The organism is Streptomyces sp. NPDC107517 (assembly GCF_055582645.1).
Map to the genome: position 1 here is coordinate 795,560 of NZ_JBVJPM010000002.1, position 14,715 is coordinate 810,274.

General features: G+C 72.8%; 11 protein-coding genes and 1 riboswitch. Of the genes, 1 reads left to right on the forward strand and 10 read right to left on the reverse strand.

The features are described 5' to 3' along the window. Window positions 1-96 precede the first annotated feature (96 nt). The gene (locus ACZ67T_RS07365; RefSeq protein WP_469982123.1) at window positions 97-828 is read left to right on the forward strand and encodes a ZIP family metal transporter; all 732 of its coding nucleotides are present in this window, start codon (window positions 97-99) and stop codon (window positions 826-828) included. Window positions 829-851: 23 nt separating this feature from the next. Here the strand turns inward: ACZ67T_RS07365 and cobI are convergent, their stop codons facing one another. The 10 genes from cobI to ACZ67T_RS07415 all read right to left on the reverse strand — a co-directional run bounded on the left by cobI (window position 852) and on the right by ACZ67T_RS07415 (window position 14,690). Beyond that, window positions 852-1,616, reverse strand: coding sequence for a precorrin-2 C(20)-methyltransferase (cobI, locus tag ACZ67T_RS07370; protein ID WP_469982124.1), 765 nt, complete (start codon window positions 1,614-1,616; stop codon window positions 852-854). Then, the gene (locus ACZ67T_RS07375) at window positions 1,613-3,067 is read right to left on the reverse strand and encodes a cobyrinate a,c-diamide synthase (protein ID WP_469982125.1); all 1,455 of its coding nucleotides are present in this window, start codon (window positions 3,065-3,067) and stop codon (window positions 1,613-1,615) included. The genes cobI and ACZ67T_RS07375 overlap by 4 nt, the downstream gene beginning before the upstream one ends. 8 nt (window positions 3,068-3,075) lie before the next feature. Beyond that, entirely contained in the window at window positions 3,076-3,675 is a 600-nt protein-coding gene (gene cobO, locus ACZ67T_RS07380) for a cob(I)yrinic acid a,c-diamide adenosyltransferase (protein ID WP_469982126.1), read from the reverse strand. Then, window positions 3,675-5,735: a putative cobaltochelatase gene (locus ACZ67T_RS07385; protein ID WP_469982127.1), complete on the reverse strand. Its 2,061-nt coding sequence runs from the start codon at window positions 5,733-5,735 to the stop codon at window positions 3,675-3,677. Before ACZ67T_RS07385 ends, cobO begins: the two co-directional genes overlap by 1 nt. Further along, window positions 5,732-9,412: a cobaltochelatase subunit CobN gene (gene cobN, locus ACZ67T_RS07390; RefSeq protein WP_469982129.1), complete on the reverse strand. Its 3,681-nt coding sequence runs from the start codon at window positions 9,410-9,412 to the stop codon at window positions 5,732-5,734. Before cobN ends, ACZ67T_RS07385 begins: the two co-directional genes overlap by 4 nt. Then, window positions 9,409-10,944 carry a cobyric acid synthase gene (locus ACZ67T_RS07395; protein ID WP_469982131.1) on the reverse strand — a complete coding sequence of 512 codons (1,536 nt, stop codon included), beginning with the start codon at window positions 10,942-10,944 and terminating at the stop codon, window positions 9,409-9,411. Before ACZ67T_RS07395 ends, cobN begins: the two co-directional genes overlap by 4 nt. Further along, window positions 10,941-11,882 (reverse strand): cobalamin biosynthesis protein, encoded by a 942-nt coding sequence (locus ACZ67T_RS07400; protein ID WP_469982132.1) that lies wholly within the window; start codon window positions 11,880-11,882, stop codon window positions 10,941-10,943. Before ACZ67T_RS07400 ends, ACZ67T_RS07395 begins: the two co-directional genes overlap by 4 nt. A gap of 111 nt (window positions 11,883-11,993) precedes the next feature. Beyond that, a riboswitch (cobalamin riboswitch) is annotated at window positions 11,994-12,135 on the reverse strand. Between the two features lie 110 nt (window positions 12,136-12,245). Continuing rightward, a complete protein-coding gene (locus ACZ67T_RS07405) occupies window positions 12,246-12,467 on the reverse strand; it encodes a hypothetical protein (protein ID WP_469982134.1) in 222 nt (73 codons plus the stop codon). Window positions 12,468-12,482: 15 nt separating this feature from the next. Further along, window positions 12,483-13,757 carry an inorganic phosphate transporter gene (locus ACZ67T_RS07410; protein WP_469982136.1) on the reverse strand — a complete coding sequence of 425 codons (1,275 nt, stop codon included), beginning with the start codon at window positions 13,755-13,757 and terminating at the stop codon, window positions 12,483-12,485. Between the two features lie 189 nt (window positions 13,758-13,946). Next, the gene (locus ACZ67T_RS07415; protein ID WP_469982137.1) at window positions 13,947-14,690 is read right to left on the reverse strand and encodes a lysozyme; all 744 of its coding nucleotides are present in this window, start codon (window positions 14,688-14,690) and stop codon (window positions 13,947-13,949) included. Between the last annotated feature and the right edge of the window lie 25 nt (window positions 14,691-14,715).

Below are 14,715 nucleotides of genomic sequence, written 5' to 3' on the forward strand. Positions count from 1 at the left end.
GTACGGAGGTACGGGAGCGGTATCGGACGGGTCGCAAGGTGCGGCTCAGCCGGTCCCGGGCGTGCGCGGACCGTACCGATCCGCTAGCAAGGGACCATGGCCGTCCTCGTCGCACTTGGCTCGTTCGTGATGACACTCGTCGGCGGCTGGACCGCCCACCACGTCACCGACCGGCGCCACTTGGTGCTCGGATTCGCCGGCGGCCTGATGCTCGGCGTGGTCGGCTTCGACCTGCTTCCGGAGGCCCTGCACGGCGCGGGCGACGAGATCTACGGAGTGCCGGCCGCGCTGCTCCTGTTCGTCGCGGGCTTCCTCGTCGCGCACGTCGTCGAGCGGCTCCTCGCGATGCGCCAGGCCGCGCACGGGGCTCAGGAGGGCGAGGAACAGGTGCCCCAGGTCGGCCTCGGCGCCGCCGCCGCGATGGTCGGGCACAGCGTCGCGGACGGCGTCGCGATCGGCGCCTCGTTCCAGGTGAGCAGCACCATGGGGTACACCGTCGCGCTCGCGGTGATCACGCACGACTTCGCCGACGGCTTCAACACGTACACGATCACGCGCGCCTACGGGAACGCCCGCCGCAAGGCACTCGCGATGGTCGGCGCGGACGCGCTCGCCCCGGTGGTGGGCGCCGCGTCGACGCTGCTGTTCACCATTCCGGCGCCGGCCCTCGCCTGCTACCTCGGGTTCTTCGGCGGCGTTCTGCTGTACATCGCGGCCGCGGAGATCCTGCCGGAGGCCAGCCACCACCACCCGGCGCGCTCCACGCTCCTGTGCACGATCGCGGGCGCCGCCCTGATGTGGCTGGTGATCGGCGCGTCGGGGGAGTAGCGCCGGGCCCGCCCCCCGGCGGGTCACAGTTTCCCGCCCCGTCCGCCGTCGCGCCGGGCGGGCGCGATCAGCGTCGACAGGTACGGCAGCGCGGCATCGGTCTCCAGTTCGGCGGCGGCCCTGATGGACTCCTCGGGCAGCCCGAGCGCGGACCCCCACACGGCGTTCTGCGTCCGCCCCGTCTCGCGCAGCGCCGCCGCGACCTCGCCCGCGAGCCGCCCGAACTTGTACGCGACGACGGTGCCGGGCCCCGCGAGCGCCTCCTTGAGCACGGCCGAACCGGCGGTCACCGGCACGAGCGTCAGCGGCTCGGTGCCCTCGGTGAGCACGGCGCCGGACCGCGCGGCGAGGTCCTGCATGGCGGTGATGCCCGGCACGGTCGCGACGACGGTTCCCGCCACCAGCTCCTCGACGGTCAGGGCGAGATACGTGAACGTGGAGTACACGTTCGGGTCGCCGATCGTCGCGAACGCGACGGAGCCGTGCTCCCGCAGGAGCGCCGCGACACGCTCACCGGCCGCGTCCCAGGCGGCCTCGCGCCGGGCCCGGTCCGAGCGCTCGTTGAGCGCGAAGACGACGCGGACGACTTTGTCGGCGGGCACGTAGTGCAGGACGGTCGCCTCGGCGCGTCCGGGCTCGCCGCCGTCGGTCCCGTCGGCCGCGGCCATCACCGGTACGACGACGACGGCGGCCTCGCGCAGGGCGTTCACGCCCTTCACGGTCACGAGCTCGGGGTCGCCGGGACCCACGCCGACGCCGGTCAGCCGGTGCGTGGTGTTGCTGGTCATGACGGGGTGGCTCCTTCGGTTGCCCGCGCGACTTCGGTTGCCTGCGCGACGATGCGCCGCGCCGCCTGGGGCACGGCGGCCCAGTGCACATGCAGATACGAGGCGTGCACCCCGCCCTGCACAAACCCTTCGACGCGCCGCCCGGGACGCGTGATGCCCCACGCGGGGGAGGCGCCGGCCCCGGGATCGACGACGGTGCGATGGAACTCGTGACCGCGCACGCGTGTCCCGTTCGCGGCCAGCACGCTGTCGGACACGGCCACGGCGTCCCGGTATCCGAGCGTCAGCCGCTGCGACATCCGCGCGTCGGTGTCCAGAACCCCGCACATGGGCTGCCCGTCCAGGGACCGCGCCAGGTACAGCAGCCCCGCACACTCGGCGACGACCGGAGCCCCGGACCGCGCGAGCTCCGCGACGGCCTTGCGCAGCGGTTCATTGGCGGACAGCTCGGAGGCGTACACCTCCGGAAAACCCCCGCCGATGACCAACGCCCGTGTCCTGTCCGGGAGTTGCTCGTCCCGGAGCGGGTCGAAGGTCACGACCTCGGCTCCGGCGGCGGCAAGCAGCTCGCTGTGCTCGGCATAGGAAAACGTGAAAGCGGCCCCACCGGCGAGAGCGACGACGGGCCGCGGCCCGTCGGGCCCCGTCAGCCCGTCCGGCGTCCGAGGACCGGGGTCCGGGGCAGAGCCCCGGTTCCGGGAGGGGGCGGGCTGGGGGACAGAATCCAGAGCCTCGGCCGCATCCCAAGCCGCACAGTCCAACGGCCCGGCACCACGAGCCACCGCATGGAGCGCGTCCAGGTCACATCCGTCCCGCACCAGCTCCCCCATCGCGGCGACAGCCGCAACCGCCTCCGCCCCCCGCTCGGCCACCGGCACAAGCCCCAAGTGCCGCGAGGGAGTGACCACTTCCCCACCCCGGCGCAAGGCGCCGAAAACGGGCACCCCCGCCTCGTCGAGCGCCTCCCGCAGCAACTCCTCGTGCCGCTCGGACCCCACCTTGTTGAGGATCACCCCGGCGAGCCGCACCTCAGGATCGAACGACGCGAAGCCATGCACGAGCGCGGCCACGGACCGGGCCTGCGACGAAGCGTCGACGACCAGCACGACCGGCGCCCGGAGCAGCTTCGCGACATGTGCGGTCGACGCCAGCTCCCCCTGGCCGGAGGCCCCGTCGAAAAGCCCCATCACGCCCTCGACGACGGCGAGATCGCACCCGCGCGCCCCGTGCGCGAAGAGCGGCGCCACCTGCTCGGGCCCGCACAGGTACGCGTCGAGGTTGCGCCCCGGGCGCCCCGTGGCGAGCGCGTGGTACCCGGGGTCGATGTAGTCGGGCCCGACCTTGTGCGGCGACACGGCGAGCCCGCGTCCGGCGAACGCCGCCATCAGACCCGTCGCGACGGTCGTCTTGCCGCTGCCCGACGAGGGCGCGGCGATGACGAGCCGAGGCATGTACGTACTCACCACTCGATGCCTCTCTGGCCCTTCTGGCCGGCGTCCATCGGGTGCTTGACCTTGGACATGTCGGTGACCAGGTCGGCGAAGTCCATCAGCTTCCCGGGGGCGTTGCGTCCGGTGATCGCGACGTGCTGGGTCCCGGGCCGGTCCCGCAGCACGGAGATGACCTCGTCCGTGTCGATCCAGCCCCAGTGCATCGGGTAGGCGAACTCGTCGAGCACGTACAGCTGGTAGGTCTCGGCGGCGAGGTCGCGCTTGACCTGCTCCCAGCCCTCGCGGGCCTTCTCCTCGTTGTCCATCTGCGCGTCGCGCTGGACCCAGGACCAGCCCTCGCCCATCTTGTGCCAGTCGACGGTCCCGCCCTCGCCGCTCGCGCCGAGGACGCGCAGCGCGTTCTCCTCGCCGACCTTCCACTTCGCCGACTTGACGAACTGGAACACCCCGATGGGCCAGCCCTGGTTCCAGGCGCGCAGGGCGAGCCCGAAAGCCGCCGTCGACTTGCCCTTGCCGATGCCGGTGTGGACGACGACGAGCGGCCGGTTGCGCCGCTGCCGCGTCGTGAGCCCGTCGTCCGGCACGACGCTCGGCTGTCCCTGAGGCATTACGCGACCCTCCTGCTGTTCGACTGCAGACCCTGCATGTGCCGGACGTCCTTCACGAGCCCGGCGATCGAGTCGGCCCGCAGCTCGTCGAGCGTCACCGCCGTCCCGCCCAGCTCGCCCGCCAGCTGACCGGCGAGCCCGAGCCGCACGGGGCCCGACTCGCAGTCCACGACGACCGACGCCGTTCCCTCGGCGGCGAGCAGCCGCGCCGCACGCCCCGCGAGCGCCACCGGCTCAGGACCGCCCGTCGCGCGCCCGTCGGTCACCACGACGAGGAGCGCCCGGCGCGCCGGGTCCCGCAGCCGCTCCACGCGCAGCACGTCGTGCGCCTTCAGGAGCCCCGCGGACAGCGGCGTACGTCCACCGGTGGGCAGCGACTCGAGCCGTACGGCCGCCGCGTCCACGGAGGACGTCGGCGGCAGTGCCACATCGGCCGAGGACCCGCGGAACGTCACGAGCCCCACCTTGTCCCGCCGCTGGTACGCGTCGAGGAGCAGCGACAGGACAGCGCCCTTCACGGCGCTCATCCGCTGCCGCGCAGCCATCGACCCGGAGGCGTCGACCACGAAGAGCACGAGGTTGCCCTCGCGGCCCTCCCGGGTCGCCTGCCGCAGATCGTCACGCCGCACCACGAGCCCGGGACCGGAACGCCCCCGCGCCCGCTGGTGCGGGGCCGCGGCCTGCACGGTCGCCGCCAGGTGCAGCTTGGTGAGCGCGCCGCGCGGGCGCCGCGCACCCGTCGTACGCCCGTGCTCCGTGCGGGCCCGCGAGCGCCGCCCCGCGGCCCCCTCACCGAGTCCGGGCACGCTCAGCGTCTTCGTACGGAACGGCTCGGAGGCCCGGGCGGCCGCCTGCTCGCCGCCGCCCGCGGGAGCCTTCCGCTCGCCGCTGTCGGAGGGCTCGCCCTGCGCGGGGATGTCGGCGGCCCGGTCGCCGCCCGTGTCGGGGCCGCTGCCCTCGGGCGCGTCCTGCGGCGGCTGCCCGCCCCCGCCACCGGGCCCGTCCCCGCCGCCGTCACCGTCACCGTCCGGATCCGGTTCGTCGTCCTGGCCGCCGAACTCCTCCAGGGTGTCGTCGAGCTTGTCCTCGTCGAGCCCGGGCGCGTCGAACGGGTTGCGGCGCCTGCGGTGCGGCAGCGCGAGGAGCGCGGCCTGCCGCACGTCCTCGGCCAGCACGTCCGTGCGGCCGGCCCAGGCGGCGAGCGCCGTCGCCGTACGCGCCATCACGATGTCCGCGCGCATCCCGTCGACCTCGAACGCGGCGCACGTCGCGGCGATCTGGCGCAGCGCGGCGTCGCCGAGCCGCACCGAAGGCAGCAGGTCACGGGCCGCGACGATCCGCGCCCGTACGGCGGACTCCTCCTGCTCCCACTTCCCGGCGAAGCCCTCCGGGTCGTCGTCGTACGCGAGGCGCCGCTTGACGACCTCGACGCGCTGGTCGGGCTCGCGGGAGGCGGCGACCTCCACGGTGAGGCCGAACCGGTCGAGCAACTGCGGCCGCAGCTCGCCCTCTTCGGGGTTCATGGTGCCGACGAGCAGGAAGCGCGCGGCGTGCCGTACGGAGACGCCCTCGCGCTCCACGTACGAGGCGCCCATCGCGGCCGCGTCGAGCAGCAGGTCCACCAAGTGGTCGTGCAGCAGGTTCACTTCGTCGACGTACAGGATCCCGCGGTGCGCGTCGGCGAGGAGTCCCGGCTCGAAGGCCTTGACGCCCTCGGCGAGCGCCCGCTCGATGTCGAGCGCGCCGACGAGCCGGTCCTCGGACGCGCCGACGGGCAGCTCGACCATGCGGGCGGCACGTGAGGCGCCGGGTCCTCTCTCGTGCGGGCCGTCCGGGCACGCCGGGTCCGGGGCGCCGGGCGCACACGAGAAGCGGCACCCGGCGACGACCTCGACCTCGGGCAGGAGGGCCGAGAGGGCGCGTACGGCCGTGGACTTGGCCGTGCCCTTCTCGCCGCGCACGAGCACCCCGCCGACGGCGGGGCTGACCGCGTTCAGCAGCAGCGCGAGCCGCAGGTCGTCCTGCCCGACGAGCGCGGTGAACGGATAGGGGGTACTCACTGGTCGTCGCCCTCCAAGTCGCCCTCAAGTTCCAGATACGTGGCCCGCAGCCGCTCCAGCGTCTGCGCGTCCGGCTCGGCCCACAGGCCGCGCTCGGCCGCTTCGAGCAGCCGCTCGGTGATGCCCCGCAGGGCCCACGGGTTGGACTTCTTCATGAAGTCCTGGTTCTCCGCGTCGAAGACGTACTCGGCCGACAGCTTTTCGTACATCCAGTCGTCGACCACGCCGGCCGTCGCGTCGTACCCGAAGAGGTAGTCGACGGTGGCGGCCATCTCGAAGGCGCCCTTGTAGCCGTGGCGGCGCATCGCGGCCATCCAGCGCGGGTTGACCACCCGGGCGCGGAACACCCGGTGGGTCTCCTCGCCCAGCGTGCGGGTCTTCACCTGGTCGGGCACGGCGGAGTCGCCGACGTACGCCTCGGGGGAGGTCCCCGTCAGATGCCGCACCATGGCGACCATGCCGCCGTGGTACTGGAAGTAGTCGTCGGCGTCGACGAGGTCGTGCTCGCGGGTGTCGACGTTCTTCGCCGCCACGTTGATGCGCCGGAACGCCGTCTCCATGTCGCCGCGCGCAGCCCGCCCGTCGAGCCCGCGCCCGTACGCGTAACCGCCCCACACCGCGTACACCTCGGCGAGGTCCGCGTCCGACTGCCAGTTGCGGGCGTCGATCAGCGGCAGCAGACCCGCCCCGTACGCGCCCGGCTTCGACCCGAAGATGCGGGCCGTGGCCCGCCGCCGGTCGCCGTGCTCGACGGTGTCCTGTTCGGCATGGGCGCGTACGTAGTTCTGCTCGGCGCTCTCGTCGAGCGCGGCGACGGCCTGCACGGCGTCGTCGATCAGGCCCACGACGTGCGGGAACGCGTCGCGGAAGAAGCCGGAGATACGGACCGTCACATCGATGCGCGGGCGCCCGAGTTCGGCGGCCGGCACGATCTCGAAGCCGGTGACACGGCGCGAGGCGTCGTCCCACACCGGGCGGCAGCCGAGCAGCGCGAGGATCTCCGCGATGTCGTCGCCCTGCGTGCGCATCGCGGAGGTGCCCCACACCGTCAGGCCCACGGACCTGGGGTACTCGCCCGTGTCGGCGAGGTAGCGCGCCACCAGTGAGTCGGCGAGCGCCTGCCCGACGTCCCAGCTCAGCCGCGAGGGGATCGCCTTCGGGTCGACGGAGTAGAAGTTGCGGCCCGTCGGCAGCACGTTGACCAGGCCGCGCGTCGGCGACCCGGACGGTCCCGCCGGCACGTATCCGCCGTCGAGCGCCCGCAGAATGTGCCCGATCTCGTCCGTGGTGCGCGCGAGCCGCGGCACGACCTCACGGCACGCGAACTCCAACACCGCCACGGCGTCCGGGAGTTCGGTTCCGACGATGTCGCGGACGAGAGCGGGGACGGCAGCGGTGTCCCAGCCGCGCTCCTCCATGCCCTCGGCCGCGCGCCGGCACAGCTGCTCCAGGAGGTCGATCGCGTCGGCGGCGCTGCGGGCGGGACCGCTGACGAGGTCCGTCAGTTCGGCCGGCACCTTCACGGGCGCGCCGGGCTCGCCGAGCAGCTCCTTCTCGACCAGGCCGAAGTGCTCGGCCAGGCAGGCGCGCAGGCCGGGCAGCGCGTTCGCGGCGCCGCCCCACACCTGCGAGGCGCGCAGCACGGCGAGTACGAGGTTCACGCGCGGCTCGCCGACCGGGCCGCCGCCGAGGATGTGCAGACCGTCGCGGATCTGCACGTCTTTGATCTCGCACAGATAGCCGTCGATGTGCATCACGAACTCGTCGAAGTCGCCGTCGTCCGGCTGCTCGTCGACATGCAGGTCGTGGTGGAGCTCGGCCGCCTTCACCAGCGTCCAGATCTGGGCGCGCACGGCCGGGGCCTTCGTCGGGTCCAGGTCGCAGACGAGCGCGTACTCGTCGAGGAGCTGCTCCAGCTTCGCGAGGTCGCCGTACGTGTCGGCGCGGGCCATCGGCGGGACCAGGTGGTCGACGACCGTGGCGTGCCCGCGGCGCTTGGCCTGTGTGCCCTCGCCCGGGTCGTTCACGATGAACGGGTAGATCAGCGGCAGCTCGCCGAGGACCGCGTCGGGCGCACAGCTCCCGCTCAGACCGAGGCCCTTGCCCGGCAGCCACTCCATGGTGCCGTGCTTGCCCATGTGGATGACGGCGTCCGCACCGAAGGAGTTCTCGAGCCAGCGGTACGCGGCCATGTAGTGGTGCGACGGCGGCATGTCCGGGTCGTGGTAGATCGCGATCGGGTTCTCGCCGAAGCCGCGCGGCGGCTGGATCATCACGACGACGTTGCCGAACTGGAGCGACGCGAGCACGATGTCGTCGCCGTCGACGTAGAGGGAGCCCGGCGGCTCGCCCCACGCCTCCAGCATCCCGTCGCGCAGCTCGGGCGCCAGCTTGTCGAACCAGGCGCGGTAGTCGGCGAGCGGCACGCGTGCGGGCGCCGACGCCAACTGGTCCTCGGTGAGCCACTCGACGTCGTGGCCGCCCGCCTCGATGAGCCGGTGGATCAGCTCGTCACCGTTGTCGGGGTAGCCGTGGACGCCGTATCCGGCCTCGCGCAGCGCGTCCAGGACGCGGACGGCGGAGGCGGGCGTGTCGAGGCCCACCGCGTTGCCGACCCGCGAGTGCTTGGTCGGGTAGGCCGTGAAGACGACGGCGAGCTTCTTCTCGCCGTTCGGCTTGTGGCCGAGACGCGCGTGGCGTACGGCGATCCCGGCGACGCGCGCGGCCCGCTCGGGGTCGGCCGCGTACACCGGGACGCCGTCGGGGCCCTCCTCCTTGAAGGAGAACGGCACGGTGACGATCCGGCCGTCGAACTCGGGGATCGCGACCTGCATCGCCGCGTCCATCGGCGACAGCGCGGCGTCCGACGCCTCCCAGACCGCCTTCGACGACGTGAGGCACAGACCCTGCAGGACAGGGACGTCGAGGTCGGCGAGCGCGCCGATGTCCCAGGCCTCCTCGTCGCCGCCCGCGGACGCCTGCGAGGCGTGGGTGCCGCCCGCCGCGAGGACGGTCGCCACGAGGGTGTCGGCCTCGCCGAGCAGCTCGTACAGGCCGGGGTCGGCGCCGCGCAGCGAACCGCAGTACACCGGAAGGGAGTTGACGCCGCGCGCCTCGATCGCGTCGCACAGGGTGTCCACGAACGCGGTGTTCCCTGACAGCTCGTGGGCGCGGTAGAAGAGCACGCCGACCGTAGGACGGCCCTCGACGCGCGGACGGCGGCCGTGCACCCCGTACTCGGGCATCTTCTGCGGCTCGGCGCTGTGCCGCTCCGGCGCGCTCCCGGCCCGGCCGTGCCCGCCCCACAGCACGTCCTGGACGAGGAAGCGGGCCAGCTCGACGAGGTTGCCGGGACCGCCCTCGACGAGGTAGCGCAGCGCCTCGGCCACGGCGCCCGCGTGCACGGTCGACTCGGCCATCAGCTCCGCGTCCGGGACGCTCTCGCCGCCGAGCAGGACCGTCGGCACGCCGGACGCCTTCAGCGCCGCGAGCCCGTCCTCCCAGGCGCGCTTGCCGCCGAGGAGCCTGACGACGGCGATGTCCACGCCGTCGAGCAGCCCGGGCAGTTCGCTCCGGACGTCCACGCGGGTCGGGTTCCCGATCCGGTAGGGGGCGCCGGAGGCCCGGGCCGCCAGCAGATCGGTGTCTGCGGTCGACAACAACAACACTGTGCTCATGCGGGCGCTCCCGGTGGAATGAAAGGCAGTCCTGACGGAGCGCCGGACTCGATGAGCCGCCACAGCGCGTCCGTGTCCGCGTGTTCTTCGATCAGATCGCCGAGCCGGTCGAGCTGCTCCTCGCGCAGCGCGCCGAACGACGTGTCGGGCGCCGGTACGAAACGGCGGCCGGCGGCGGCCGCGACCTCGCGCAGGAACGCCCGGCGGAAGCCGTCCGCCTCCAGCGAGCCGTGCCAGTGCGTGCCCCAGACGGAGCCGACGCGGCATCCGTCCAAGCCGTGTCCATGGTCATCAGAGATGAACCCTTCTCCGCCCGTGACCTCGGCGACCCCGTGATGGATCTCGTAGCCCTCGACGCGCTCACCGAGCGCCTCACCGACGGGCCGGGCGAGGGTCTTCTCGCGCGCGAAGCGCACCCGTACGGGCAGCAGTCCGAGCCCGTCCACGGCGCCCAGGCGCGACTCGACGTCGTCCTCGATGCGCTCGCCGAGCACCTGGAAGCCGCCGCAGATCCCGAGGACCGGCCGGCCCTCGGCGGCCCGGCGCGCGAGGGCGTCGGCGAGGCCGCGCTCGCGCAGCCACTGAAGTGCCTTGACGGTGCCGCGCGTTCCCGGCACGACGACCAGGTCCGCGTCGACGAGCTCCTCGGCCCGGTCGACGAACCGCACGACGACGCCCGGCTCCGCGGCCAGGGCGTCCACGTCGGTGAAGTTCGACATCAGCGGCACGGCGCACACGGCTACGCGCAGCACGTCCTCGCCGACGGGGGCCGTCGTCCACGACTCGCGCACGGAACCGCGCAGCGACACGCGCAGCCCGTCCTCCTCGTCGATGCCGAGGCCGTGCTGGAAGGGGAGAACCCCGTACGTGGGGCGCCCGGTCAGGTCCTTGAGCATGTCGAGGCCGGGTTCGAGCAGCGAGACGTCCCCGCGGAACTTGTTGACCAGATAGCCGGCCAGCAGCTCCTGGTCGTCGGGGGCGAGCAGCGCCGTCGTGCCGAAGAACGACGCGAAGACGCCGCCGCGGTCGATGTCGCCGACCACGAGCACGGGCAGCCGTGCGGCCCGGGCGATCCCCATGTTGACGATGTCGGTGCGGCGCAGGTTGATCTCGGCGGGAGAGCCCGCCCCTTCACAGATCACGGCGTCATAGCTGCCCCGGAGTTCCTCCAGGCATCCCACGACGGTGTCCAGAAGTGCCGCCTGCCGTCCTCCGTGGTAGCCCCGCGCACTCAACTCGCCCACCGGCTTGCCCATGAGCACCACCTGGCTGCTGCGGTCACTGCCCGGCTTCAGCAGCACGGGGTTCATCAGGGCGCTCGGCTCGACGCGTGCGGCCTGCGCCTGCATGGCCTGCGCCCGCCCGATCTCGGCGCCCTCGCGCGTCACGAAGGAATTGAGGGACATGTTCTGCCCCTTGAACGGCGCGACTTTCACCCCCTGCCGCACCAGCCACCGGCAGATCCCCGCGGTGACCACGCTCTTCCCGGCATCGGACGTGGTCCCTGCCACCAGCAGTCCGCCACCACTCACGACTTCCCCCTCCGCAACAGTGCCCGCCCGGCGGCGCACACGCCGAGGGCCAGCCAGCTCACGCGCCGCGAGAGCCGCGCCGCCCGCTCGATGTCGGCGGTCTCCACGGCCCGGCCCGACGCGTTCAGTACGGGCCGGTGCTCGACCCGCCCGCCGTACGACAACGTGCCTCCCAGGCGCACTCCGAGCGCCCCCGCGAACGAGGCCTCGACGACACCGGCGTTGGGGCTCGGGTGCAGTCGCGCGTCCTCGCGCCACGCCGTGAGCGCGCCGCGCGGACGGCCGCCCGCGATTGCGGCCAGCACGCCGGTCAGCCGCGCCCCGGGCCAGCCGGCCACGTCGTCGAGGCGTGCGGAGGCCCAGCCGTAGCGGCGGTACCTGGCCGACTTGTGCCCGACCATGGCGTCCAGCGTGTTCACGGCGCGGAACGCGACGAGCCCGGGGACGCCGGCGACGGCGCCCCACACGAGCGCGCCCACGACGGCGTCGGAGGTGTTCTCGGCGACGGATTCGACGACGGCCCGCGCGATCCCGTCCGCGTCCAGGGCCTGCGGGTCGCGCCCGCACAGATGCGGCAGCCGTTCGCGCGCCGCGTCCACGTCACCGGCGGCCAGCGCGCTCCCGATGGCGCGCGCCTCGCGCCCCAGCGACGTACCGCCGACGACCGCCCAGGTGGCGGCGGCGGTCAGCGCGACGGAGGCGGCGGGGGAGCGGCGCGCGGCGCGCGCGGCGAGGCCACCGGCGAGGGCGGCGCCCCCGGCGCACACGGCGGTGTGCACGGCGCCCCACCCGCGGTGGTCACGCCACAGCACGCGCTCGACGGCGCCCGCGGCCCGTCCGAACGCGGCGACCGGATGCCCGCGGCGCGGATCGCCGATCAGGAGGTCGCCGAGGAGTCCGGCGGCGCTGCCGTACGCGAAGACGCGCTCGGCCCGCACGGTCAGCCCGCCGCTACGGCGAGGGGAACCCTTGTACTCGCTCTGAGCGGGAGCACCCGCAACTGGCAGCCGCGCATGGCGATATGTCCTCACTCAGGGTGTCCACGCCCTGGTTGGAAGAGACCGGCGGCGAGAGTTCCTGGCTCGCGGGGATCACTCCCCGGTGACAGTGGCGGGACCGCGCCGGATTCGCACCGGCTTCCTCTCCTGCTGCCGTAGATGGCCCCGGAAGTCCACCACGCCCCCCGAACGCCCGTCAACTTGCCGTTGACCTGCGAAGGGAGAGTGTGCTGAGGCCCACACGAAGCGGGGTGCGGGACGCCGTCGCGTCCCGCACCCCGCACTTCTGCCGGTTACCTCCGGTCAGGCGACGATCAGGAAGATCCCGTAACCGACGGCCGCCGCGCACAGGGCGAAGCAGGCGTACGCGCCGGAGACGGCGAGCCCCGCCGAACCGCCCTGGGCCGTCGCCGACTCCCGCTTGGCGAGCCCGACGATGCCGAGGGTGAACAGGCCCACGAGGGCCACCGTGATCACGAGGCTGACTCCGAACACGGAGCCGAGTGCTGCCCAGTCGATGTGCATAGCGCTGCTGCTTCCTTAGACCGTGGCCGGTCGCGCGGACTCCGCCGAGGGCGGGGCGGGCGAGGCGGGGATGGTGGTCTTCACGTCGGTGTCCAGGTCCGCGACCGTGCCGGCGGGCGGCGGGGTGACGGCCGCGATCGCGGTGGTCACGACGCCGGCGGGCTCGGCCGGGACGTCGACGCCGTCGATGTCGTCGTCCGTGACGTTCGTGTGGTCGATCGCGTTGCGCCGGGACAGCGCCCAGATGGTGCCGGCGCCGGCGATCAGGAGCAGCGCGGTGACGGCGACGCCCCACGAGCCCTGCTTGGTGAGGAACTCGGCGCCCGCGCCGACCAGACCGGCGGCCGGCAGGGTCAGGCCCCAGGCGATGAACATGCGGGTCGCGGTCGACCAGCGGACGACGCCGCCCTTGCGGCCGAGGCCCGCGCCCATGACGGCGCCGGAGCAGACCTGCGTCGTGGAGAGCGAGAAGCCGATGTGCGAGGAGGCGAGGATCGCGGTCGCGGCGCTGGTCTGGGCGGCGAAGCCCTGCTGCGGCGCGAGGTCCGTGAGGCCCTTGCCCATGGTGCGGATGATGCGCCAGCCGCCGAGGTAGGTGCCGAGCGCGATGGCCGTACCGGCCGAGACGATGACCCACATCGGGGGGTTGGCGCCGGGGCTGAGAACGCCGCCCGTGATCAGGGCGAGCGTGATGATGCCCATCGTCTTCTGCGCGTCGTTCGTGCCGTGCGCCAGCGAGACCAGGCCCGCGGAGGCGATCTGCCCGGCGCGGTAGCCCTTGGCGGTCGCCTTCTGGTCGGTCTTGCTGCCGATCCGGTACGTGAGCCGGGTGGCCAGCATCGCGGCGATGCCCGCCACGAGCGGCGCGGCGACGGCCGGGAGCAGGATCTTGGTGACGACGGTGCCGCCGTTGATCGACGACCAGCCCATCGACATCACGGCGGCGCCGATGAGGCCGCCGAAGAGCGCGTGGGACGAGCTGGAGGGGAGGCCCACCAGCCACGTCAGGAGATTCCAGAGGATGGCGCCCACCAGCGCCGCGAAGATGACCTCGGTCTTGAGTCCGTCCTCGTTGATGATCCCGCCGGAGATCGTCTTGGCGACCTCCACGGAGAGGAAGGCTCCGACGAGGTTCAGCACGGCGGACATGGCCACCGCCGTCTTGGGCTTGAGAGCGCCGGTCGAGATGGTGGTGGCCATCGCGTTGGCTGTGTCGTGGAAACCGTTCGTGAAGTCGAACACGAGAGCGGTAACGATCACGATCCCGAGGAGAAGCGTGATGTGTTCCATTTACCCAGGCTTCTGTTGGACGTCAGTGGCTCGGTGAACGTAGGCAACCTGAGTGAACGGAAGATGAACTGGGGCAGGCGGTGCGGTGACCCGAAGCGGAGTGCCGCCACTCCGTTGGAATCGGGGTGGCGGCACGGGGTCGTTCGCGAAGCGGAACGGCGGCTCAATTAAGCGGAAGTAAGCCTTCCGCTAGCCGCGGGCGAACCTCCGCAACTGCCTCGGTGAACCGTTGAAGAGATTCTGGTCACCCGGCAGTCCGCCGCTGTTGTCGTACTGCCAGAACGTCCAGTACGACCAGCCCGACGGCAGTGTCCCGGCGGACTCGGCGTAGCGGGCGAGCCATAGCGCGTGGTTGCGCGCGAAGGCCGCGCTGTTGCCCGTGCACTTCTTCCACCAGCGGTAATTGGTGTAGATCACCGGCCGGCGGCCCGTCCTGCGCCGCACCTCGTCGCTGAACGCCCTGATCCAGGAGATCATCTTCCCCTTGCTCAGGCCGTAGCACTTCTTCGAGCTGTACGGGTTGTACTCGATGTCGAGCGCCGGCGGCAGCGTCCAGCCGTCCGCCCGCCACCCGCCCCCGTTGCGCACGAAGTACGAGGCCTGCGTCCGGCCGGACGACTTGTTCGGGAGCGCGAAGTGGTACGCCCCGCGGATGACGCCCGCGCTGCGCGCTCCGTCGTACTGCCGGCTGAAGTAGGGATTGCGGTAGGTGGCGGACTCGGTCGCCTTGACGTAGACGAACCGTGCGCCCTTGCTCTTGGCCTTCTGCCAGTTGATGTTCTTCTGGTGCGACGAGACGTCGTGCCCCTTCGTGACGCCCGCCGCGGACGCCGGAGCCTGTGCGAGAGCGGTGCCCCCGAACGTCAGGGCGGCGAGTGATGTCGCGGTCGCGATGTGCGCGCGGCGACGGGACGGTTTGTGACCACGAGCCATATTTCCCCCCGGAATGGCGACGTGC